Below are 22,349 nucleotides of genomic sequence, written 5' to 3'. Positions count from 1 at the left end.
CCTGACCGCCCGGAGCCGGGTGGGCTCCCCGCAAATCCGCCTTAGAGATCAGCCACGTCTCAGAGCCGATAAACGACCGCGTCGCCCACGTCCTGCCGGCTGATGCCCAGCGATTCCACCGGCGCGTCGATGGTGATCTCCCACGGAGTGCCCACCACCTGCCCGCGCAGCAACACCACGGAGCGGACGCCGAGCGTGCGCAGGTAGTCGACGCTGGTCTGGTCGGGGAACGACTGGCTTACCCGACGGACGTCATCGAGCTGGCGCGGAGTGAAGCCGCTGCCGCCATTGACCACGTCGGGGAAACCGCTCGTCGACCACAGCATCACGTGCTGGTCCAGGCTCTGGTTGCTCGGCAGCACCAGCAGCGGCCCCTCGGTGGAGCGCATCGCTGCCGGTTGGGTCGGCACCACCGGATGCGGCGTGGTGTTCAGGCCCTCGACGGCGACGAGCAGCAGCGGCAGCAGGGTGGCCGTCCGCAGCCACGGCCCCGGCCACGACGGGATCCGCTGCGCGGTCAACTCACGGACCCGGTCGGTGAGCGCGGTGACCGCGCCCGCCGCGAGCAGACCCAGCAGCAACGTGGTCCACAACATCAACCGACCGGGGGTACGCAGTCCGTTCCAGCCCGGCAGGTGCTCGAAGAGCGGCACGTAGGTGAAGGTGCCGTCGAAGAAGCGGGTGCCCATCGCGAAGGCCATCGTCACCAGCACTCCGGCGAGCAGCAGCAGTCGGTGCCGCAGCCGCCAGACCGAGAAGAACAGCCCACCCGCGGCCAGCGCGTAGAGCACGAACCCGGGCAGCAGGGTCATCTCCGGGTGCCACGGCAGCGCTGCGCGTGCCCCCTCGTGCAACCCACCCCAGATCCGCGACTCGGCCGGTGCCGTCACGAAACCCGACGCCGGCGGCGAGAAGATGCTGATGTCGTCGATGGTTCGCTCGGCGTACGGGTGCAGCTCGGTCACCTTGAAGAACGGGAACGCCATCAGCAGACCCACACCGGCGAAGAACAACCCGCCGAGCAGGTCCGCGAGGAACAACCGGCGACCGAAGGGCACGGCCTGGCCGGTGCGCAGCCGCCGCGCGTAGTAGAGGACGGCGGTGACGATCACCGCGCAGGCCAGGAAGTACGCGAACGGCAACCCGATACCGAATCCGAGGCTGAGCTGCCAGGCCGCCACCAGCCAACCGGCGTAGACCCATCCGTCGTGTCGGCGCTCGGGCCGGTAACCGTGCCGCAGTGACCAGCCGTGCCCGCGCGCCAACATCGCCAGCGCCAACGGGATCCCGCCGTTGGAGAGCACGTGCAGGTGCCCGGCCTGGGCCAGCAGCCACGGCGCGTACGTGTAACTGACGCCGGCGACGGCGGCGCCGATTCGGCCAGCCCCGAGCTGCCGGGCCAGCGCGTACGCCCCGAGCGTGGCAAGCGCGTGCGCCAGCACGAACATGATGTTGTAGCGCAGCACCGCGTCCTCGGGGCCGCTGCCGAGCATCCCGGCGGGGGCGTACCCGAGCAGGGTGTCGGAGAACGCGAAGCTCCACAGCTCGGGGAAGAACGTGTTGGACTGCCACAGGCGCGCCGGTTCAGCCAGCAGGATGTGCCCGGACCAGGCCATCTGCCAGGCCTGCAGGCTCGGGTCCCAGTAGTCCTGCGGGAGTGTGTAGCGGGGATAGCGCAACGTCGGCCACGTCATCAGCACAGCCAGTGCCAACGCGCCGAGGGTGGCCAGGGTCCACTCGTGGATCAGGAACCGGCCGACGGCTCCGCCCGCCCGGGTGACGATGGAGGGCCGCGGCTCCGGAGCGGAGGCGAACGCCTCCCAACGATCGGGGTTGTCCGGCTTGGCCTCATCGGTCTTGGTGTCACCGTCGGGTTTTGCCTGACCGTCGGTCCTGCCCGCTCGCCTGCCCCTGCTCCACCACCTGCGCTTGCCCGATCCTGTGCCCTTGACCGGGACGTCTTCCGAGCCGCCGTCCGTGCCGTCCTTGGCCGGGGCGCCGTCTTTGCCCGCGTTGGTCGCGCTGTCGGCCTTGGCGGTGCTGTCGCTGGTTTCGCTGCCACCCTCGGTGCCGCCCGTGGCCGCGCTGCCCTTCCGGCCGTCGCCCTCACCGGTGGCGGCGTCCCCAGCAGGTTCCTCCTTGGCGCCGCCACCCTTCGAGGGCTGCGGGTCGCCGCTCGTGGTGGCTCCGGTCGTGCCGCCGTCGCTCGACCGTGGCCGGTCGGCGACGGCCCCCGCGATCGGCGCAGTGGTTTCGGCGGTCGGCGCGGAAGTCTTGCCGGAGACGGCGTCGGAGGTGCGATCCGGCTGTGCCGGGGTGCCCGAGGCGGAGGCGGATCGGGTCTCGGCGTCCGTGCCGGTGGGGGTGGGCCGGGCCTTCCCGGTCCCGGGCTGTCCGGTCGTCATGCTGCCGGGCTCGCCGTCCCGAGCTGCTGACGGAGGAAACCGATGTCCGCTGTCTGGCCCTCCACGCCGCCCGGTGTCTCGACGACCACCGGGGCCCCGGCGGCCCGGATCACCGCGACGACCAGCTCCGGGTCGATCGTGCCCCCGCCCAGGTTGTCGTGGCGGTCCTGACCCGAGTTGAACGCGCCCTTGGAGTTGTTGGCGTGCACCAGGTCGATCCTTCCGGTGATCGCCTTGACCCGGTCGACGAGGCCGAGCAGATCCTCGCCGCCCGCGTACGCGTGGCAGGTGTCCAGGCAGAAGCCGACCTCGTAGTCGCCGATGGCGTCCCAGAGTCGGGCGAGCGCGTCGAGTCGCCGGGCGCACGCGTTGTCGCCGCCGGCCGTGTTCTCGATCAGGACCGGCACGCCGAAGCTCCCGGAGTCGGCCGCGTACGCGAAGGTCTTGCGCCAGTTGTCGAAGCCGACGGCCAGATCGTCTCCGGCGCTGACGTGTCCACCATGGACGATCAGACCCTTGGCGCCGATGGCGGTGGCCGCGTTGGCGTGCCCGAGCAGCAGCTTTCGGCTGGGAATCCGGATGCGGTTGTTGAGGGTGGCCACGTTGATGACGTACGGCGCGTGCACGTACAGGTCAACCTCGGCCGTGCGCAGCTGCTCGGCGTCCTCCCGGGGCTTGGGTGCCTTCCATCCCTGTGGGTCGGCGAGGAAGAACTGCACGGTGTCGGCGGACCGGGCGGCCGCCTCCGCCAGCGGGTCGGTCGAATCGACGTGGGCTCCGATACGCATGCGAGCGAGCCTACGTCGCGACCCCGACGGGCGGGGTGACGGCCGGGGCGGTGTCGCGTGCGGTCGCGTCACCGGACGGACCGACGATCGTTGATGGAATTGAACCGGCGACCAGCACCCGGTGCCGCCAGCGACGCAAGCCCGCAGATGGCGACCGGAGGTCGACGGCCGACAGCGAGGTCACCTCCGCCGTGCGGCCCGGCGTGGCGGAGGGGACCCCTCGCACAGCGATCGCCCACCGATCAAGAATTTCGGCAATTTGTGCTTTTTCCTCCGACAAGGTACGAGTGCCGTTGTATCGTCAGGTAACAACACGATAAAGCTCCGCGGGGCGTCTTCGGTCCAACCTCATCGGTGTGGTCGTTCCTCCCCAGGTCCCACCCAAGGAATGCGGACCAGACGCCCCGCGGCCTCGTAGACGGGGGTCCACCATCGGCCGGATGACGGTCGAATGGGGGCCCCCGTCATCCTGTCCGGGCGCTGACCCGACCACCCCGGGCATGATCGTTCGGACCGGGTATCCTGGTCAGGTTGTCCGCGTCCGGTCGGGTTCCCTCGGCACGTGCGGGCAGCGACACAAGACCTCCTGCCACGGAAGGACCGTGGCCGCTTAGCCCACAGGAGGTGAGCACGTCTTGCGTCACTACGAACTAATGGTCATCCTCGACTCCAGCCTCGAGGAGCGCACCGTCGCACCGTCGCTCGACACGTACCTGAACGTGATTCGGACCGCGGGTGGCTCGGTTGAGAAGACCGACGTGTGGGGCCGCCGGCGCCTCGCGTACGAGATCAACAAAAAGGCCGAAGGCATCTACGCCGTCATCGACCTGCAGGCCACGCCTGCTGCGGTGGCCGAGCTGGACCGTCAGCTCCGGCTCAACGAGTCCGTGCTGCGCACCAAGGTCATCCGACCGGAAATGCGCTAGAGCATCCAACCCCGGTTCGTCCGGATCAGCCTCCGCGACTCTGTCGTACGGCTCTGCGAGCCTGTACGACGAGACGCTGAGTGCGCGAGGAGATGGTCATGGCAGGAGACACCACCATCACGGTCATCGGCAATCTGACCGATGACCCCGAGTTGCGGTTCACCCCCTCCGGGGCTGCGGTCGCCAAGTTCCGAGTCGCTTCGACGCCCCGTTTCATGGACAAGGCGTCGAACGAGTGGAAGGACGGCGAGCCGCTGTTCCTCGCATGCACCGTCTGGCGGCAGGCCGCCGAGCACGTCGCCGAGTCGCTGCAGCGTGGCGCTCGGGTGATCGTGTCGGGCCGGCTGCGTCAGCGGTCGTACGAGACCCGCGAGGGTGAGAAGCGCACTGTCATCGAGCTTGAGGTCGACGAGATCGGCCCGTCGCTGCGCTACGCCACGGCGAAGGTGCAGAAGATGTCCCGCTCCGGCGGCGGTGGCGGCGGCTTCGGTGGCGGCGGTGGCGGTGGCAACCAGGGTGGCGGCGGAGGCAACTTCGACGACCCCTGGGCTTCGGCTGCTCCCTCTCCCTCTCCCGCGCGTGCCGGTTCGGGCACCAATTTTGACGAGGAGCCACCGTTCTAATGGCGCCTAGCGCTCGCGATCGCAAACCAGGAGCACGTGCAACGGCCAAGGCTGCGGCACTGCGCAAGCCCAAGAAGAAGGTGAACCCGCTCGACAAGGACGGGATCGCCTACATCGATTACAAGGACACCGCGCTGCTGCGCAAGTTCATCTCCGATCGCGGCAAGATCCGCGCTCGTCGGGTGACCGGCGTGACCTCGCAGCAGCAGCGGCAGATCGCCCGTGCGGTCAAGAACGCCCGTGAGATGGCGCTCCTGCCGTACACGGCCACCACCCGCTGAGAGGAGGCACCGATATGAAGATCATCCTGACTCAGGAAGTGTCCGGCCTCGGTGCCCCGGGCGACATCGTCGAGGTTAAGGACGGCTTCGGCCGTAACTACCTGCTGCCGCAGGGCTTCGCGATCGCCTGGACCAAGGGCGCGGAAAAGCAGGTCACGGTCATCAAGCGGGCCCGTGGGGCCCGCGAGATCCGCGACCTCGACCACGCCAACGAGGTCAAGGCTCAGCTCGAGGGTCTCAAGGTCAACATGAAGGTCCGCGCCGGCGACGGCGGACGGCTCTTCGGCTCGGTCACTCCGGCCGAGATCGTCGACGCCGTCAAGGCGGCCAGCGGCCCGGTCCTCGACCGGCGTCGGCTGGAGGTGCCCGGTCACATCAAGTCGACCGGCACCTACCCGGTGAAGATCAAGCTGCACCCCGAGGTGACCGCGTCGTTCAACCTGAACGTCGTTCAGGGCTGACGTCCGCAACACCACCACGAAGGCCCGCACCGAGCGATCGGTGCGGGCCTTCGTGCGTACGTCATCTGAGCCCGACCAGGCCCCGGTCGGTGCCCCCTGACCTGCCGGGCAGGTCAGGCGGACGCCCGGTCGGTGCCGCCCTCCCTCGCAGGGCAGGTCACCCGATCGGCTGGCCGGTCACCGCGCTGATCAACACCGTGGAGAGGCCGCCGCCCACCACCGCCGCGGCGAGCGCGATGGTCGCCGAGCGCCACGTCGTACCCACCCGACGCAGCAGCGCTGCCACCACCAGACTGCTCACCAGCGCCAGACCGAAGCGCGGCGAGCCCGCGAGCAGCGACTCCAACGCGCGCGACCGGGCCGATTCGCAGCCGCCCCCGCTGATGTCCGTCACACAACCAGCCGGCGCCTGGCTGTCCAACGTCAACAACCAACCGAAGATCAGCATCGCCGGCACCAGATAACAAGCCGCAGTGAACAGCAATGGCCGGAAGGGCCCGCCCGGATCAGGGTCGAGCAGATCGTCCTCCAGGCGCCGCGAGAAGGCACCGCTGGCCGCCGACTCGACCCGCTGACGCACCGACGCCGCCCCGACCGCAGGCCGGTCCGGCCGACGCCGTGGCGCTCCGCCACGCGGCACCGGCGCACTGCGCGGTCGCGGAGCGGTGTAACCCACCACCGGCGACCTGGGCGCTGACGTCGCCGGATCCATCCACCGGGGGTCGTCATCGGCCAGCCGCGTGCCGGGCCAGAACCCGTCGTCCCGTGCCGGCCAACCCTCCGCAGCCACGGACCGGTCCGAGCGCGGCGGCAGCGTACGGTCCCACTGGTCGTCCTCGATCGCGGACCGCTCCCACTGGCCGGTGCGGTCGGACCGCTCCCAGCCACCGACGCTCTCCACGGCCGACCACTGCCCGCTCAGATCCGTCCCGTCCGCCCCGGCGGCCGGCGGCCACGCGTGCACGCCCGAGGCATCCCAGGGATCCACAGCGGGCGGGTACGACGGCTCGGGCTCAGCCACCCGGTCGGACCCGCGCACCCACGGGTCGGCCGCCGGACGGGACCAGGACTCCTCCGCCGCACGGCGGCTACGCCGGGTGGGGCGGCTCACGTCCGGTTCAGGCGCGGGCTCGCTCGGGGCGGACTCCAGATCCCCGCCCGACCAGATCACCTGAGGACGGCCAGCGGGGGCGCGGCGGGGGCGACGGTCCTGGATCGCACCGGAGACCGGCTCGTCCTCCCCGGCGTCGGCGCGTCGACGGCCGGCGTATCCCTGGTCCTGCGGGCGGTCGAGCGTCCACTCCCGAGTGTGGTCGGAGTTCGGGCCGGCACCGATCGCCGCCTGTTCGCGCCAACCCCCCTCGCTGCGCCGACCTCGGCCGCTCGGCGCCTCGGCAGAGCGTCGGCCAGGACCGGAGGTGGGTCGCTCGCGTTCGTCCTCGTCCGGTGCCGCGTGACGCCCGCCGCCGTCAGCGTGCCGGACACCCGACTCCAACGCCCACCGGGGCAGGTAGGCGTCGACGGGCTCGTCCTGGCCCCGGTCCAGTGCACGCCGCCGACTGGAGGTGCGGTATCGCCCATCCTCGTCGTACGGGTCGACCGGAACGGACGCCGCGCGTTCACCCCACGAGGCGGTCGGCTGGCGCTCGCGCGGGCTGCCATCCCCGCGTCCCCAGTCCCGGTAACTCACGGCCGGAGTGTGACCCTTCTGAACCGAAAGCGGAATCCGCTGTCCAGGTGTAGCCGTTCGCTGGAGATAGTACGGGACGATCGTGTCACAGGCCCGACCGAAATATCTTCCTCCACAGGCTGGGGAGCACGTTTCCGCAGGTCAACGAGTTATGGCGAAGAATTCCCCAACAGTTTTCCACAGGCTGTGCACACGCCGCGCACATGCTGTCCCCCGGCATCCACAGGTTGTCCCAAGGCTCGTCCACCGGCGTTGTTGAGTCTCTGACCTCGGGGTCCGTATGGTTGGCCCTCGACCGCCGGCGCGATGGCCCCCGATCGACCGGCCCGGTCGGACGGAAGTGTCGCACCCCAGCGGTAGAGCTGGAATCAGATCCGGCGCAGTGGAGGGGGGACCCGTGTCGGTCACCGACGACATGCGGGCAGAGTCACGCTCCGGCGGAGGCCAGCCACCTGCGCCGCGGGACGGCCATTTCGACAAGACTCCGCCCCAGGACGTTGCCGCCGAGCAGTGCGTCCTCGGCGGCATGCTGCTCTCCAAGGACGCCATCGCCGACGTCGTCGAGATCCTCAAGACCAACGACTTCTACCGGCCGGTGCACGCCACCATCTTCGACATCATCCTGGACATCTACGGCCGGGGTGAGCCGGCCGACTCGATCACCGTCGCGGCGGCGCTCGCCGACTCCGGCGATCTCGTCCGCATCGGTGGCGCGCCCTACCTGCACACCCTCATCGCCAGCGTGCCCACCGCCGCGAACGCGGCCTACTACGCGCGGATCGTCAGCGAACGGGCGGTGCTGCGCCGCCTGGTCGAGGCCGGCACCAAGATCGTGCAGTTGGGCTACGGCACCGCCAGCGGCGGCAGCCGCGACGTGGACGACGTCGTGGACCTCGCCCAGCAGGCCGTCTATGACGTCACCGAACGCCGGGTCAGCGAGGACTTCGCGATCCTGGCCGACATGTTGCAGCCCACGCTGGACGAGATCGAGGCGGTGGGGGCGACCGGCGGCATGATGACCGGCGTGCCGACCGGCTTCAGCGACCTGGATCGACTGCTCAACGGCCTGCACGCCGGCCAATTGATCATCGTGGCTGGCAGGCCGGGTCTCGGGAAGGCGCTCGCGCTGGACACCCCGCTACCCACGCCTGACGGCTGGACCACGATGGGCGAGGTCAAGGCGGGCGATCAGCTGCTGGCGGCAGACGGCAGACCCACCACGGTCACACACGCCTTCGACGTCATGCACGACCGCCCCTGCTACGAGGTGGAGTTCTCCGACGGCACGGTCATCGTGGCCGACGCGGAGCACCTGTGGAAGACCACCAGCCGGGCTGGTCGGCGGCAGGAGCCGGCGCGGCGAAGGCGACACTGGCCCGAGTCGTCACTCGCCAACGTACGTGCGGCACACGAGCGGCTGAGCGCCCAACGGAATCAGCCGATCACGCTCTTCGACACGATTGAGCAGGTGGGGCCGGAGTTCCGGCATGTCCTGCACACCGTCGCCCACGAGGTCGGGTCGGTCGGCCGGATCAGCCGTCCCATCGTCCGCAACGGCAAGCCGCAGAACTGGACTGCGCCCGGCTATCCGGCCGGGCCGCTTCTGAGCGCGCTCCTTGAACGAGCCGAGCGGGAGGTCAATGCCGGCAGCCGGGCCGACCACGACGGCGTCGTCACCACTGCCGAGATCGCGGCCACGCTGCGTACTGACACCGCCCAGCGGCGGCTCAACCATGCCGTACGGAACTGCGCTCCCATCCAACTCCCGGAGCGTGAGCTGCTGGTCCCGCCCTACACCATGGGGGCGTGGCTCGGTGACGGGCACAGCGACGCCAGCCGCTTCACCACGGCAGATCCGGAGATGGTCACGCACGTCGAGGCTGACGGCTTTGTCGTGCGGCCCAGCGGACCGATGGTCTACACCATTCTGCTGCAGCCCACGTCCGCTGCTCCTCAGAACGGTTTCTGCGTGGACTGTGGTGTTTCCACCAGGGCGTTGCGTGAGAATCCAGCGACCAGGAAGTGTGCCGACTGCCGTCACCGGAACGGCTCCTTCCTCTGGCTGTTGCGTCAGGTCGGGGTAGCGGGGAACAAGCACATCCCGGGCGTCTATCTGCGCGCCTCGGAGGCTCAGCGCAGGGCGTTGCTCGCTGGGCTGATGGACACCGATGGGACCGTCGCCCCCTCCGGCAACCTCCAGTACACGTCGACCTCGAAGCGGCTGGCCGATGACGTACGCGAACTCATCGTCAGCCTCGGCTACCGCTGCACGGTCAACGCGAAACCGGTGCGCGGCCGCACCAGCGAGTCGTCGATCGCGTACACGTTGAACTTCTCCACGCCGGACGTCATATTCCGGCTCGGGCGCAAGCAGGATGCACACACCGCACGCCGCCGCACCACCTCCGACGTGCGAACGACCTCGCGGTTCATCGTCGACGTCCGGCCGGTCCCCAGCGTTCCGGTGCGGTGTGTGACCGTCGACAACGACGAACACCTGTACCTGGCCAGCCGGGCGATGATCCCTACCCACAACAGCACGGCCAGCATGGACTTTGCCCGACATGCTGCGATTCGTGCCAACCAGGCCGCCGCGATCTTCTCGCTGGAAATGAGCAAGGTCGAGATCGTCATGCGACTGCTCTCCGCCGAGGCGCGGGTGCCGCTGCACGTGTTGCGCAGCGGGCAGCTCTCCGACGACGACTGGACCAAGCTGGCCCGATGCATGGGTGAGATCAGCGAGGCGCCGCTCTTCGTCGACGACACGCCGAGCATGAACCTGATGGAGATCCGCGCCAAGGCTCGACGGCTCAAGCAGCGGCACGACCTCAAGATGATCGTGGTCGACTATCTCCAGCTGATGACGTCGCCGAAGCGCACCGAGAGCCGCCAGCAGGAGGTCGCGGACCTGTCCCGTGGCCTGAAGCTGTTGGCCAAGGAGGTCGAGTGCCCGGTCATCGCGGTCAGTCAGCTGAACCGTGGCCCCGAGCAGCGCACGGACAAGCGACCTCAGCTATCCGATTTGCGCGAAAGTGGATCAATTGAACAGGATGCTGACGTTGTAATCCTTCTGCACCGTGACGACTACTACGACAAGGAGTCGCCGCGAGCGGGCGAGGCGGATTTCATAATTGCCAAGCATCGAAATGGGCCAACCGACACCGTGACGGTGGCAGCGCAGCTGCACCTGTCCCGTTTCGTGGACATGGCCATCGGCTGACCCGGTGCGACGACCCGCCGTCGGTCAGCCGAGCAGCGGAAACCAGCCCGCCGACTCGCCCAACTCCAGCCGATCCCGTTCGGTGAGGGGCACGCGCCCGGTGGCCTTCAGTAGGAAGTCGTGATCGTCCCAGGCGGTGGGGCGGACGGTGTCGTCACTGAGCAGACCGTCCATGGTCGCCACCGCGATTCGTACCGCCAGTGGGCCGGGCGGGGGCGCGCCGGGCAGGTCCACGGTCAGGTCCAGGTGATGCACGACGGCCTCGGTGGTCAGGGTCGCGAGGAAATCCGGTACGCGCAGCACATGCCCCTGCGTGGTCACGTACCCCTCGGGGTCGGCTGACGCGGCGGCGCGGACCGCCGCCGGGGCGGTCTCCTGCCAGAGCCGGACGATCCCGGTGGGACGGTCGAAGGCGGCGGCCGATCGGCGGACCCACCAGGCGTGCCGGGTGGCGTTGTCATCACCGCCGGGAAAGTCGCGCCAGTAGCTCACGTCGTCGACGTCGGCGGGGCCGTCGACGGGGCTGGCCAGTGCGACCAGTGCCCGTTGGGCGTCGCCGAGCACGTGCAGCAGCAGGTCGGCGATGAGCCAACCCTGGCAGCGGGTGGTTCGTTGCAGGCCGGCGTCGTCCAGGCCGTCGACGGCAGCGGTGATCCCGTCGTACGCCTGGGCCAGCGCCTCGTCCGGTCGGATCACGGTCATGCGAATCACCCTGGCATGGACGATCGCGCGCCGCCAACCATCGATGGGGTGGGCGGTGTGCCCGGGCCGACACGTCGATCGACCCGGGCGGAATGTCGGCTCTGGGCTCAGCCGAACATGTCGTCGAGGAAGCCCTTGCGCTTCTTCTGCCGGTAGTGCCCGTGGTAGCCGTGGTGCTGTTGCTGCTGGTGGCCGTACGCGGGCTGCGGCGGATAGCCGTGGGCGGGCGGGGGCGGCGGCGGGACGGCACCGTAACCGGGCGGGGGCGGCGGGGGCGGGTAGCCGGCCGGCTGCTGGGCAGGCTGCGGCGGCGCACCGGCGCTCTGTTGGCGGCTCCAGTTGGCCTCCGCCTCGAACAGCTTCTCCAGCTCGCCGCGGTCCAGGAAGATGCCTCGGCATTCCCCGCACTGGTCGATGACGACGCCGCTGCGCTCGTATTGGCGCATTTCTCCGTGACACTTGGGACAGGTGAGACTACTCATCGCCCGACGGTACCTGGTGGACCTAGGCAGTTGCTGTGAGCGCCTCGGTGACTTCCTCGTCGGACACCTCGTGGAAGTCGTCGTAGTAGACGCTCACCGCGCCGAAATCCGCTGGGCGTTGGGCGCAGATGACCTGGTCTGCCTCGGCGGCGAGCAGTTCGTAGGCTTCCTGCGCGCCGACCGGGACCGCGACCACGACGCGGTGTGCCCCGAGTTGGCGGACGACCTCCACGGCGGCGCGGGCGGTCGCGCCGGTGGCCAGGCCGTCGTCGACGATCACCGCGGTACGCCCGGTGAGGTCCAATTGCGCGCGACCGCCCCGGTAGAGGCGTTCCCGGCGTTCGAGTTCGGCCTGTTCTCGACGGCTGACCTCGGCGATGTCGTCGCTGCTGAGTCGGCTGGCGACCGCGTCGTTGAGCACCTGGACGCCTCCCGGCCCGAGCGCGCCGAAGGCGACCTCCCGGGCCCACGGCATGCCGAGCTTGCGGACGACCAGCACGTCCAGTGGTGCGCCGAGTCGTTCGGCGACGACCCGGGCGACGGGCACGCCGCCGCGGACGAGGCCGAGGACGACGACGTCGGGTTCGCCGATGAGCGCGGTGAGCCGGTCGGAGAGCACCCGGCCGGCGTCGGCTCGGTCGCGGTACGTCGTCATGTCTTCAGGTCTACGCCCTGACGCGTCGTTCCGCCCGCCAGTTACGCGGAAGTGGCCCGACCGGGCAGGTGGTCGGGGACCGGGGTCGGCGGTGTGTCGACCGGGCGGTGCAGGGCAGGTGCCCAGGTGAGCAGGGCGAGCGGGTAGAGCAGGTAGCCGAAGCGGGTCGAGGGCATCAGGGCGATGGCGACGAGCAGCCCGTACCCGCAGATGAGCGCGGCGGCGACGGCGGTGCGGGGCGGACGGCGGGCGAGTCGGACGGCGATGGCCACTCCCGCCGCGACCAGCAGTGCGGCGGCGATCAGCCGGCCTGCGGGCAGTGCGGTGGCGATCAGGTAGCCGGGGAACGGGGACTGTGCGGGGCTGGTGACCAGGCCGTGGCCGAGGGGGAAGCGCAGCACGTTCTCGGTCAGCGCGTCCCGGTCGACCAGCATGGCGGGCAGGAGGGCGGCGACGGGCAGGCCGATCGCGCCGGCGGCGACTCGGGTGCCGGCGCGCCGGGTCAGACCCCAGACGATCAGGACCAGGGCGACCGGCCAGGCGAACAGCTTCAGTGCGCCGGCCAGGCCGACCGCGAGGCCGGCCCGGCCGGGTCGGTCGGTGGCGGCGAGTGCGAGGGCCAGCAGGCAGAACGCGAGTACGGGTAGGTCGTCGCCGCCGGTGGCGAGGGTGAGGGCGCAGATCGGCAGTACGGTGGCGGCCTGCACGCCGCGCAGCAACGCGGCGTCCCGGCGGTGGCGCGTGTCGACCTGGTCGGTGGCGGCCGGTGTTCTGCGCAGGGCGGCCACGGCCAGGGCGAGCGCGATTGCGGTGCCCACCGCGAACCAGACCCGGGAGTCGGTCCACCAGGTGTCGGCCAGGGCTCTGGGCAGGCCGAACATCGCCATGCCGGGCTGGTACGGGGTGTAGCCCATGAGTTGTTCGCCGGGTGGCAGGGCGGCTATCGCGTCGGGCCCGAGGTACGGGGTGCCGTGCTCCAGGAGGCGGGTGCCGGCCTGTTCCACGACCAGCACCTCCTCCTGGGCCCGGTCCGTGCGTCCGCCGGCCCGGTCGATGCTCTGCCAGAGCAGGGGCAGCAGTGCGGTGCCCGCCCAGGCGAGACCGGTGACCGCCCAGCGGGCCGGCAGCCCGACCAGGGGTGAGGTCGGGGAGCGCCGACGCAGCAGGAGTTGGACGAGCGCCACCAGCGTCGCGGCCAGGTATCCGACGGCGGCGACGGCGCCCCATGCCCGGTGCGGCAGCAGGGTCGATGTGACCGCGGTGATCGCGGCGAAGGCGGCCGAGGCGGCGTAGAGGCCCAGGTCGAGGGCGAGCCCGCCGCCAGCGGCGTCGAGCGTTCGCCAGTGCCAGCGACGGCGGCGGGCGGTCGGGTCGTCGGCGATCACGGCGCCAGTCTGGCAGACCGGCCTGCGTCGGCACCTGGCCGATGCTGGGTCAGGCGGGCAGGTGCGGGAGGCGGTCGGGGCGGGAACGGCCAGCCTGGCGGCGGTTCTGGCTCAGCCGGATCACCGCGCCGGCGTCGTGCAGTGGCGCGGCCAGGGTGCCGGGTCGGCCGCCCGAACCGCGCTGCATCGCCGCGAGCAGGGTGCCGGCCGGCATCGGCCGGGCGAACAGGTGGCCCTGGCCGGCGACGCAGCCCAACTCCCACAGGGCCCGCCGCTGCGGTTCGCTCTCCACGCCCTCGGCTACGACGTCCAGGTTGAGGCTGCGGCCCAGGTCGAGGGTGGAGCGGATGACGGCGGCGGCCTCCGCCGAGCTCTCCATCGTCGTCACGAAGCTCCGGTCGATCTTCAGCTCGTGCACGGGGATGCGGGAGAGCAGCGAGAGTGACGAGTAGCCGGTGCCGAAGTCGTCCAGCGCCAGCCGGACACCCTCGTCGCGGAGCCGGCTGAGCACCCGGTCGACGACGTCGAGCTGGCTGAGGGTCAGCGTCTCGGTCAGCTCCAGCACCAGCCGGTCCGGCGGCAGGTCGTGGGCGCGCAGGCGGGCCAGCACCGAGCCTGGGAACCGCGCGTCGAGCAGGCTGCGGGGGGACACGTTGACCGCGACGGGGACGTCGAAGCCGGCGTCGCGCCAGTTGGCCGCCGCGATCAGCGCCTGGTCGAGGATCGCCTCGGCGAAGGCCGGCAGCAGGCCCGAACGCTCCACGGCCTCCAGGAATCGCAGTGGGTCGATCATGCCGTGGGTGGGGTGGTGCCAGCGGGCCAGCGCTTCGGCGCTGGTCACCTCGCCGGTGCCCAGGTCGACGATCGGTTGGAAGTTGACGACGAATTCGTGGTCGGCGACCGCCCGGGGCAGGTCGCCACCGAGGGTGAGGCGGCCAAGGTCGGCGGTGTCCCGGGTCGGTGCGTACGTGGCGATCCGCTGCCCGGCTCGCTTGGCCTGGTACATGGCGACGTCGGCGCGGCGCAGCAGCTCGGCCATGCCACCGCTGGACGGGGCGACGGAGATTCCGCCGCTGGCCTCGACGCTGATCCGCATGCCGTCCAGCTCGAACGGCTCGTGCAGGGCGGCGAGCAGGGACTCGGCCCGGTGTGCAGCGACCGCCGGGGCCGGCAGACCTCGCAGGAGTACGGCGAACTCGTCGCCGCCGAGGCGGGCCACCAGGTCACTCGCCTGGGCCGCACCGCGCAACCGGTCGGCGACCTGCACCAGCACCTGGTCGCCGGCGGCGTGCCCCAGCGTGTCGTTGACCTCCTTGAAGTGGTTGAGGTCGATCAGCACCAGCGCGGTCACCCCGTCGGCGTGGCGGGTGCTCAACTGCTCGGTGCCCTCGTCGAGGAGGTGTCGGCGGTTGGCCAGGCCGGTCAGCGCGTCGTGCGAGGCCGCGTACGCGTGCTCGTCGGCGACCCGGGCCAGCTCGGCGTACGCCTGGGCGTTGCGAACGGCGGTGCAGAGCGCGGAGGCGAAGGTGCGCAGGGTGTACTGCTCCCGCTCGGAGAGTTGCACGGGACCGCGGAAACGCAGTCGAAGTATGCCGATGTCGATGGTGCGGTCGTGTCCTTCCAGCGGTGTGGGGACGATGGTGCCGTCCACCTCGGCGGGCGTGCCGATCGGGCCGTCGAAGGTGATGCCGCCGGTGCCACCGCGGACTGTGCGGCCGCCGTCGCGCAGCTCGATCTCGACCTCGTCGGCGGAGAACAACTCGGCGGCCTGGGTGACGGCGGTGGTGAGGACGGTGTCCAGGTCGACCACGTTGAGCGCGTCGGTGGTGCGGGCGAGCCGCTGCCACGCCTGCTGTTCGGTGCGGCCTCGGATGCGTGCGGAGTAGGCGAGGTGCAGGCTCAGGACCAGGGGTGGGACGGCGAGCAGTAGCCGGGGGTCCATCCGGATGATCAGCAGCGTGCAGGCCGCAACGGCGAACCGCACGGCGAAGCCAGCGAGCCGAAGGTCGAGATTGCTGCGGAAGTGCTTCGCGATCCTGGTCTGGGAGGCGAGCGCGATGACCGGGATGGCGAGCAGATCGTCCAAGAGCGCCGCGACCAGGTAGGCGAGCGCCAACGGACCCAGCAGCATGAGGGGGCCCATACCCGTGGGCGGCCAAGTCCAGGTCGTCATCGCGAGTGCCGTGCCAGCGCCCCAGGCAACGATGACGTTCTTGCCGATACCGAAGGCCAGCTTCATCGGTGTGAGGCGAAGCGAGGCGAGGGCGATCCCGACCGCGGTGCAGAGCACGATCACCGAAGTCGGAGCGATGGCCGCACCGACGATGATCGCTGTCTCGTTCCAGCTGATCGACTGAGTCGTCGACCGGATCCGCACGCGAGCCTTGACCAGCGTGCCCAACGCGATCATGAGCGTGAGCATGACCAGGACTGCGGCGTCGCTCACCTTCTCCAGCTTCGCCGAACGCCATGCGGCCGGAAGTGACGTGGCGACGATGACCGCGGCAACAACGACGACGAGACCGACGAGCAGCAACAGCCGCCGATCGGTCTCAATCTCTCGTCGCTGAGGAAGGGTCATGCCGCTCCCGAAGGACTGCCTACGCGTTCTCGCAGCCTACTGCCCGGGCCCTCAGAAGTCCTGTGTCGAACTTGTCAGTTCCAGTCGGTGCCGCGCATCGCGTTGCCCCCTTCTCGCTGAGCCAATTCGAGGACCTGCCCAAAGGGGAGGTCTTCCTTGGAATGGCAGCTTAAGAGAAGGATCGGCAGCTTAGAAGAATTAAATGTCGGTATGCGCAACATTAGCCAAGTTGGCGGTTGTTTGTGACGTTCTGTCCATGACTGCTGAACGGAGTGCGGTCGAACTCGCCCTTGCTGGATTCGTGAGACGGCTGGCAACTGCAGACGGTATCCGACGAGGTAATGGTCGCGTTATTCGCTAAGTCTGCGGCACCCCAGGAGTTGCCTCATCCGGAGTTAGGAGAGGCGTCAACGCGACATGGGCAGAGTTGACGCGTCCGAGGTTCCAGGCAGGAGGGGTAAAGGCGTCAGCCTTCGAGGGGATCGAGGGCGGCGACGTGGAACGGTTGGCGCCGATGCAACTTGCTGCCGACATGGTGCGGTTGCGGACAGGCAACGGACTACCCTCCTCGCGGTAATCCCGAGGTCACCAACGGCCATCCCGCTTCGCCCCGTGAAGCGGCACGTCACCGAAGCGAGGCCGCAGACTTCGCTGCGTGATCGACTGAATACTCGGCACGGCTCGAACGAGGGACCGGTGGAGATTCAGGTTCTGGGCGGTCTTTCGGTGCAACTCTCTACCCGCATGGTGCGCCTCGGTACGCCCAAACAGCAGGCAATCTTCGCGATACTGCGCAGTGCAGCCCGGTCGGCTGGTGACATTGGACGACCTCGTCGACGAGTTATGGGTCGATTGCCCACCGCGATCAGCTGTGGCTAATGTGCGGACCAATGCGGCAATCTGCGCCGGACTTTCGAGGCTGTCCCGGACGGTTACGGTGCCATCGAACGCCAACGCAACGGCTGTCGACTCGTTGTGGACCCGGAACGGGTCGACGTCTTTTGCTTCGAGCTGGAACGGAAGCGGGTCGGGAAGCACTGACGGCCGGTCGCCCGGACCGTACTCGCGAGCTGCTGGGGCGCGCCCTGGCTCGGTGGCGGGGTCCGATGCTTGCCGCGTCCCGCCCGGGCCCGTCCTCGCCTGCCGAACGCCGTCGTACCGCACCGATAGGCTCACGACCGTGACCGAACCCGCACAGCTCAGCCACGTCGATCGTGCTGGCGCGGCCCGCATGGTCGATGTCTCCGCCAAGGCGGTGACGGGCCGGCTGGCCGTCGCGGCCGGCCGTCTGCGGACCACACCCGAGGTCATCGACCTGCTGCATCGTGACGGGTTGCCCAAGGGTGACGCGTTGGCGGTCGGTCGGCTGGCCGGGATCATGGGGGCGAAACGCACTCCCGATCTGATCCCGCTGTGCCACCCGATCGCCCTGCACGGCGTCACCGTCGACCTGCAGTTGACCGCCGACACCGTGGAGATCACGGCCACCGCCCGCACGGCGGACCGCACGGGGGTGGAGATGGAGGCGCTGACCGCGGTTGCCGTCGCCGGCCTCGCTCTGATCGACATGGTCAAGGCGGTCGACCCGGCGGCCTCGGTGGAGGCAGTCCGGGTGTTGCGCAAGGAGGGCGGCAAGACCGGCGAGTGGGTCCGGCCGGAGGACCGGCCGTGATCCGGGCGCGGGTGATCGTCGCGTCCAACCGGGCCGCGGCCGGTGTCTACGCCGACACCAGCGGTCCGCTGCTCGTCGCCGGCCTGCGCGAGCTGGGGTGCGAGGTCGACGAGCCGGTGGTGGTGCCCGACGGGGAGCCGGTTGGTGCCGCCTTGCAGGCCGCCCGCGCCGACGGTGTCGACGTGGTGGTGACCAGTGGTGGCACCGGGGTGACCCCGTCGGATCGCACACCGGATGTGACCCGGGGCCTACTCGACTACGAGATCCCCGGCATCGCCGAGGCGATCCGCGCGCACAGCCGCGACCGGGTGCCCACGTCGGTGCTGTCCCGGGGTCTGGCCGGGGTGGCTGGTCGGATGCTAGTGGTCAACCTGCCCGGCTCGACCGGCGGCGCCCGGGACGGCCTGGCCGTGCTCGGGCCGATCCTCGGGCACACCGTCGACCAGTTGCGCGGCGGCGACCACTGAGGTTCGCGGCTGCGCCCACCGACCGGTCCACGCCAGGCCCCGACGGGTGTCGGTCCGTGCCGATAGGCTCGGTTGGTGAGCACGGAAACCGCACCCACCGCGGATCGGGTCGTCGCACCTCCACCGGCCGGCTGGGAGGAAGCGCGGTCGCGGGTCTACGCGGTCGGTCTGGCCGCCGCGCTGCCCGCCGTCGCCCGACCGTTGGCCGACATCGACGGGTCCACCCTTGCTGAGCCGTTGACCACCCGCACCGACCTGCCCGCCTTCCCGACCTCCAGCGTGGACGGCTGGGCGGTGCGCGGCACCGGCCCGTGGCGGGTCGTCGGCCGGGTGCTGGCGGGCAGCACCCCCGCGCCGCTCACCGAGGACGGCACGACCGTCGAGATCGCTACCGGTGCCATGGTGCCCGAGGGTGCCAGCGCCGTGCTGCGCGTGGAGGAGTCCACGACCGTCGACGGTCTGGTCCGCGGCACTCCCCGGGAGACGCCCGAGTGGCGGCAACCCGGCGAGGAGGCGTACGCCGATGAGGAGCTGTTGCCGGTCGGCACGCCGGTCGACCCGGCGGTGATCGGCCTGGCGGCCTCCTGTGGGCACGACACACTGCGGGTTCGACGAGCGCCGCGCGCCGCGCTGCTCGTCTTCGGCGACGAGCTGCTGACCGCCGGCCCGCCGGCAGCCGGTCGTGTCCGGGACGCGCTGGGCCCGGCGGTGCCCGGGTGGCTGCGGCGGTACGGCTGCCAGATCCGCCCGTCCGACGTGGTCGGCCCGGTGGCCGACACGCTGCCCGCGCACGTGGCGGCCCTGCGCTCGGCGTTGGCCGGCGCCGACCTGGTGTGCACCACCGGGGGCACGATGAACGGCCCGGTCGACCACCTGCACCCGACCCTGGAGGCGCTGGGCGCCGACTACGTGGTCAACACGGTCGCGGTCCGGCCGGGCTTCCCGATGCTCCTGGCCCGGCTGGCCGGGCACGACGGGCGGATCCGCTTCGTGGCGGGGCTGCCGGGCAACCCGCAGTCCGCCATCGTCGCGCTGGTGTCGCTGGTGGCGCCGCTGCTCGCCGGTCTGCAGGGCCGTTCGATGCCGGTGTTGCCGCAGATCACCCTGGCCGAGGCGGTGCCTGGTCGCGGTGACCACACCCACCTGGCGCTGGTCCGACTGGACCGGGCCGCCGGCACCGCGACTCCGGTGCGACACGTCGGTTCGGCGATGCTGCGTGGCCTGGCCGGCGCGGACGGGTTCGCCGTCATCAGGCCCGGCACCAGCGGCGAGCCGGGTGACCGGGTGCCCATCGTGCCACTGCCGTTGCTTCCTGGGGAGCGTGTTTCATGACCGCACCGGCGATCACCTTCGGCGAGGTCACCGACCAGCCGCTCGACCTGGCCACCCACGAGGCGGCGGTCGCCGACCGTCGGGCCGGCGCCGTGGTCTCCTTCCAGGGCGTGGTCCGCGACCACGACCACGGGCGTCAGGTCACGAGCTTGGAGTACGAGGGGCACCCGAGCGCCGCGCAGGTGCTGCGCGAGGTGGCCGCCGAGATCGCTGCGGAGCCCGACGTCTACGCGGTGGCGGTCTCGCACCGGGTCGGCCCGCTGGCGATCGGTGACGTGGCGCTGGTCGCGGCGGTGAGCACCGCACACCGGGCGGCGGCCTTCGCGGCCTGCGCCCGCCTGGTCGACGAGGTCAAGGCGCGCCTGCCGATCTGGAAGCGGCAGGTCTTCACCGATGGCACCGAGGAATGGGTCAACTGCCCCTGACCGTTCAGCGGCGGCCGTTGACCAGCGCGGCCCTGGTGATCCGTTCGCCGTAGAACGCCGGCTCCGCGCCGGGCCGCCAGGGCAGCGCGGCGACGAGCACGATCAGCGCGACCGCGAGCGAGTTTTCCATCAGCGCTCCGAAGAGACCGTCCTGGTAGTGCGACATCTCCGGTAGCTGGTGCTCGTACGGCCAGATCGGGGAGATCAGGAAGAGCAGATAGAGCCCGATCGCGGCGACCCCGTGACGGAGCCCGGTCAGAGTGGGATACCAGATCGGTGGGCGGAGCCCGTTGACCCCGGGCAGCCCGCCGAACACCGTGCCCTGGCCGGTGCGCTGTGGCATCCCCCGACTGGCCTCCCGGCGGCGCACTGCGGCGTCGGCCAGCACGATGATCGCCGGGATCACCCAGACCAGGTGGTGGGTCCAGGAGATCGGGCTGATCACGTTCGCGGTCAGGCCGACCAGCGTGAACGCGGTCAGCTCGTCACCGTCGGCACGGGAACTCGCCGCCCGGGACAGGCCCAGCGCCAGGATCAGCACTGAGAAGGCGAACCAGAGCAGCCCGGGGGTTTCGATCGAGTCGTACAGCCGGGCGAGCAGACCGGCGAGGGACTGGTTGGGTGTCATGTCCGCGGCGCCGACGCGCTCGGTCTGCCAGAGCACACTGCCGAAGTACGCCCGCGACTCGTCACCGACGATCGCGAAGCTCGCCACCGTCACGCCGATCGTGGTGCCGATGGCGGTGGCTGCCACCCGCCACTGGCGGGTGATCAGCAGGTAGGCGATGAACAGTGCCGGGGTGAGCTTGACCGCGGTGGCCAGGCCGATGCCCGCGCCAGCCCAGGCGCCGCCGTAGAGGAAGCGCAGCAGGGGACCGTCGGTCGCGGAGTAGTGGGTGCCCCGGCGCGAGCGCCAGCGCAGGCCGATCAGGTCCGCCATGATCAACGCGAACAGCAGGATGTTGACCTGGCCGTAGCCGAGGGTCTCCCGGGCAGGCTCGATGGCGACCGCGAGCGGCACCGCCAGGGCCACGACGAACCACAGTGGCCACGCCAGCCGATCCACGATGGGGCGGAGCAACCCGGCCAGCACCAGCGCCAACGCGGCGATGCTGGCGGCGGCGTTGACCATGCCGGCCATGCCGATCGGGAGCTGCGCCATCGGCAGCATGACCAGGCCGGCGAAGGGCGGGTAGGTGAAACCGAGTGTGGTTCCGGGCGCGATGAACTCATAGAGCTCATGACCGCTCGCCCACCACACCACGGCACCGTGATAGATCTTCATGTCGAAGAAGTTGTACGGCCGCCCGAAGGCGCCGATGGCAAGCCATGCGGCGTAGGCGACGGCGGCCACGATGGCACCCCGTACGACGTTCCTGCGATCGATCCCACGCGTCACGCGTTGGATTGGGGCGAGGCGGTCCGCCCGTCTACCGACAGCCGTCGGCATGGCGTGGCCACCCCCATACCAAGGTCGTCCTACCCGTCCAGGTCCTGCACGGAGCCTAGAACGGCGCCTCACGTCAGTGCCTCCCGCGTTATGCGACCGTGTCCGATCCCACACATGTTTTTGACATTTCCACCGCGTTAACGCCTACCGGGTGGTTCAGGTAATTCGCGGCCTTAGCGGGGGTGGGGGTGGCACGGAGACGGATCGACGCAGGTCAGCCGGGGAGGCGACGTGCGGTGGAGGCGGATCGGACGGCGATCCGGGCCTCGCGCCGGGCCGTACGGACGGCGCGCTGCATGGAACGTCGAGAGTGGCCGATGCGGTGGCCGGTGCGCCAACGCAGACCCGGCTTGCCTTCGGTGTCGGCCGCGGCCAGCAGCAGACCCCCGAGGAGGCCGAGGTTCTTCAGGAAGTGGACCTTGTTCGTGTCACGGGTGACCGGGTCGTCGTCGTTCCAGAAGGGATGCCCGGCGATGGTCGTCGGCACAATCGTGCCGGCGAGGACCAGTGCGGCGGGGCGGGTGAGCCGTCCGGTGGCGAGCATCAGCCCGGCGCCGAGCTGCACCGCCGAGTTGAGCCGGATCAGCTGCACGGTGTCGGTGGGGATGCGGGGGTTCAACTTCTGCAGTGTCGGGGCAACCCGGTCGGTCACTGGCGCGGCCTTCTTGGCCAGCCGCTCCGGGGAGCGGAGGTTGCGGTAACCGCTGACCACGAAAATGCCGCTCAGCATGACTCGGGCGAGGGAGCGTACGGGCGTCATGGATCAGTCATACCCCTTCGCGACGTTTGCTACCCCGCCAACGG

20 protein-coding genes are annotated in these 22,349 nt (G+C 70.3%); 10 read left to right on the top strand and 10 right to left on the bottom strand.

The annotated features are described in order from the left end of the window. Window positions 1–59: 59 nt before the first annotated feature. A complete protein-coding gene (locus FBZ33_RS30885) occupies window positions 60–2,405 on the bottom strand; it encodes a hypothetical protein (protein ID WP_141911927.1) in 2,346 nt (781 codons plus the stop codon). Further along, a complete protein-coding gene (locus FBZ33_RS30880; protein ID WP_141911926.1) occupies window positions 2,402–3,193 on the bottom strand; it encodes a deoxyribonuclease IV in 792 nt (263 codons plus the stop codon). Before FBZ33_RS30880 ends, FBZ33_RS30885 begins: the two co-directional genes overlap by 4 nt. Before the next feature lie 635 nt (window positions 3,194–3,828). Here FBZ33_RS30880 and rpsF point away from each other — a divergent pair. The 4 genes from rpsF (at window position 3,829) to rplI (ending at window position 5,484) form a co-directional block, all read left to right on the top strand. Then, the gene (gene rpsF / locus FBZ33_RS30875) at window positions 3,829–4,119 is read left to right on the top strand and encodes a 30S ribosomal protein S6 (RefSeq protein ID WP_036391391.1); all 291 of its coding nucleotides are present in this window, start codon (window positions 3,829–3,831) and stop codon (window positions 4,117–4,119) included. Window positions 4,120–4,199: 80 nt separating this feature from the next. Further along, on the top strand, window positions 4,200–4,742 hold the full coding sequence (locus tag FBZ33_RS30870; RefSeq protein WP_172862133.1) for a single-stranded DNA-binding protein: 543 nt from the start codon (window positions 4,200–4,202) through the stop codon (window positions 4,740–4,742). After that, window positions 4,742–5,023: a 30S ribosomal protein S18 gene (gene rpsR / locus FBZ33_RS30865; RefSeq protein ID WP_051723758.1), complete on the top strand. Its 282-nt coding sequence runs from the start codon at window positions 4,742–4,744 to the stop codon at window positions 5,021–5,023. Before FBZ33_RS30870 ends, rpsR begins: the two co-directional genes overlap by 1 nt. A gap of 14 nt (window positions 5,024–5,037) precedes the next feature. Beyond that, window positions 5,038–5,484, top strand: coding sequence for a 50S ribosomal protein L9 (rplI, locus tag FBZ33_RS30860; RefSeq protein WP_088950772.1), 447 nt, complete (start codon window positions 5,038–5,040; stop codon window positions 5,482–5,484). Window positions 5,485–5,641: 157 nt separating this feature from the next. Here rplI and FBZ33_RS30855 read toward each other — a convergent pair whose 3' ends face one another. Next, on the bottom strand, window positions 5,642–7,174 hold the full coding sequence (locus FBZ33_RS30855; RefSeq protein WP_141911924.1) for a hypothetical protein: 1,533 nt from the start codon (window positions 7,172–7,174) through the stop codon (window positions 5,642–5,644). Between the two features lie 397 nt (window positions 7,175–7,571). Here FBZ33_RS30855 and dnaB point away from each other — a divergent pair, with 397 nt between their 5' ends. Beyond that, window positions 7,572–10,394 (top strand): replicative DNA helicase, encoded by a 2,823-nt coding sequence (dnaB, locus tag FBZ33_RS30850; protein ID WP_141911923.1) that lies wholly within the window; start codon window positions 7,572–7,574, stop codon window positions 10,392–10,394. Between the two features lie 24 nt (window positions 10,395–10,418). Here the strand turns inward: dnaB and FBZ33_RS30845 are convergent, their stop codons facing one another. The 5 genes from FBZ33_RS30845 to FBZ33_RS30825 all read right to left on the bottom strand — a co-directional run bounded on the left by FBZ33_RS30845 (window position 10,419) and on the right by FBZ33_RS30825 (window position 16,199). Then, window positions 10,419–11,096, bottom strand: a complete 678-nt coding sequence (locus FBZ33_RS30845; protein ID WP_141911921.1) for a maleylpyruvate isomerase N-terminal domain-containing protein — start codon at window positions 11,094–11,096, stop codon at window positions 10,419–10,421. Between the two features lie 107 nt (window positions 11,097–11,203). Further along, entirely contained in the window at window positions 11,204–11,578 is a 375-nt protein-coding gene (locus tag FBZ33_RS30840) for a zf-TFIIB domain-containing protein (RefSeq protein ID WP_141911920.1), read from the bottom strand. A 22-nt stretch (window positions 11,579–11,600) separates the two neighbouring features. Further along, window positions 11,601–12,233 carry a phosphoribosyltransferase gene (locus tag FBZ33_RS30835; protein WP_141911918.1) on the bottom strand — a complete coding sequence of 211 codons (633 nt, stop codon included), beginning with the start codon at window positions 12,231–12,233 and terminating at the stop codon, window positions 11,601–11,603. Between the two features lie 41 nt (window positions 12,234–12,274). Further along, window positions 12,275–13,618, bottom strand: coding sequence for a glycosyltransferase family 87 protein (locus tag FBZ33_RS30830; RefSeq protein ID WP_141911916.1), 1,344 nt, complete (start codon window positions 13,616–13,618; stop codon window positions 12,275–12,277). 49 nt (window positions 13,619–13,667) lie between these two features. Then, window positions 13,668–16,199, bottom strand: a complete 2,532-nt coding sequence (locus FBZ33_RS30825; RefSeq protein WP_141911915.1) for a bifunctional diguanylate cyclase/phosphodiesterase — start codon at window positions 16,197–16,199, stop codon at window positions 13,668–13,670. An 878-nt stretch (window positions 16,200–17,077) separates the two neighbouring features. Between FBZ33_RS30825 and FBZ33_RS33870 the strand changes: the two genes are divergently transcribed. The 5 genes from FBZ33_RS33870 to FBZ33_RS30800 all read left to right on the top strand — a co-directional run bounded on the left by FBZ33_RS33870 (window position 17,078) and on the right by FBZ33_RS30800 (window position 20,095). Then, a complete protein-coding gene (locus FBZ33_RS33870; protein ID WP_141911913.1) occupies window positions 17,078–17,383 on the top strand; it encodes a BTAD domain-containing putative transcriptional regulator in 306 nt (101 codons plus the stop codon). Continuing rightward, on the top strand, window positions 17,380–17,871 hold the full coding sequence (gene moaC, locus FBZ33_RS30815) for a cyclic pyranopterin monophosphate synthase MoaC (RefSeq protein WP_141911911.1): 492 nt from the start codon (window positions 17,380–17,382) through the stop codon (window positions 17,869–17,871). The genes FBZ33_RS33870 and moaC overlap by 4 nt, the downstream gene beginning before the upstream one ends. Next, complete coding sequence (locus FBZ33_RS30810; protein WP_088952101.1) at window positions 17,868–18,338, top strand: molybdenum cofactor biosynthesis protein B; 471 nt, start codon at window positions 17,868–17,870, stop codon at window positions 18,336–18,338. The genes moaC and FBZ33_RS30810 overlap by 4 nt, the downstream gene beginning before the upstream one ends. A 75-nt stretch (window positions 18,339–18,413) precedes the next feature. Further along, window positions 18,414–19,670, top strand: a complete 1,257-nt coding sequence (locus tag FBZ33_RS30805) for a molybdopterin molybdotransferase MoeA (protein WP_141911910.1) — start codon at window positions 18,414–18,416, stop codon at window positions 19,668–19,670. After that, the gene (locus FBZ33_RS30800; protein ID WP_130405760.1) at window positions 19,667–20,095 is read left to right on the top strand and encodes a molybdenum cofactor biosynthesis protein MoaE; all 429 of its coding nucleotides are present in this window, start codon (window positions 19,667–19,669) and stop codon (window positions 20,093–20,095) included. Before FBZ33_RS30805 ends, FBZ33_RS30800 begins: the two co-directional genes overlap by 4 nt. A gap of 4 nt (window positions 20,096–20,099) precedes the next feature. Here the strand turns inward: FBZ33_RS30800 and FBZ33_RS30795 are convergent, their stop codons facing one another. Both FBZ33_RS30795 and FBZ33_RS30790 read right to left on the bottom strand, forming a co-directional pair. Continuing rightward, the gene (locus tag FBZ33_RS30795; protein WP_141911908.1) at window positions 20,100–21,545 is read right to left on the bottom strand and encodes a glycosyltransferase 87 family protein; all 1,446 of its coding nucleotides are present in this window, start codon (window positions 21,543–21,545) and stop codon (window positions 20,100–20,102) included. A gap of 214 nt (window positions 21,546–21,759) precedes the next feature. Next, entirely contained in the window at window positions 21,760–22,305 is a 546-nt protein-coding gene (locus tag FBZ33_RS30790) for a DoxX family protein (RefSeq protein ID WP_088950759.1), read from the bottom strand. Between the last annotated feature and the right edge of the window lie 44 nt (window positions 22,306–22,349).

This window comes from Micromonospora sp. A202, from assembly GCF_006715105.1.
In the GTDB taxonomy this organism is placed as follows: Bacteria; Actinomycetota; Actinomycetes; order Mycobacteriales; family Micromonosporaceae; genus Micromonospora; species Micromonospora zamorensis.
The sequence above is the reverse complement of the archived record's forward strand: the minus strand, read 5'-3'. Positions and strand labels throughout refer to the sequence as shown.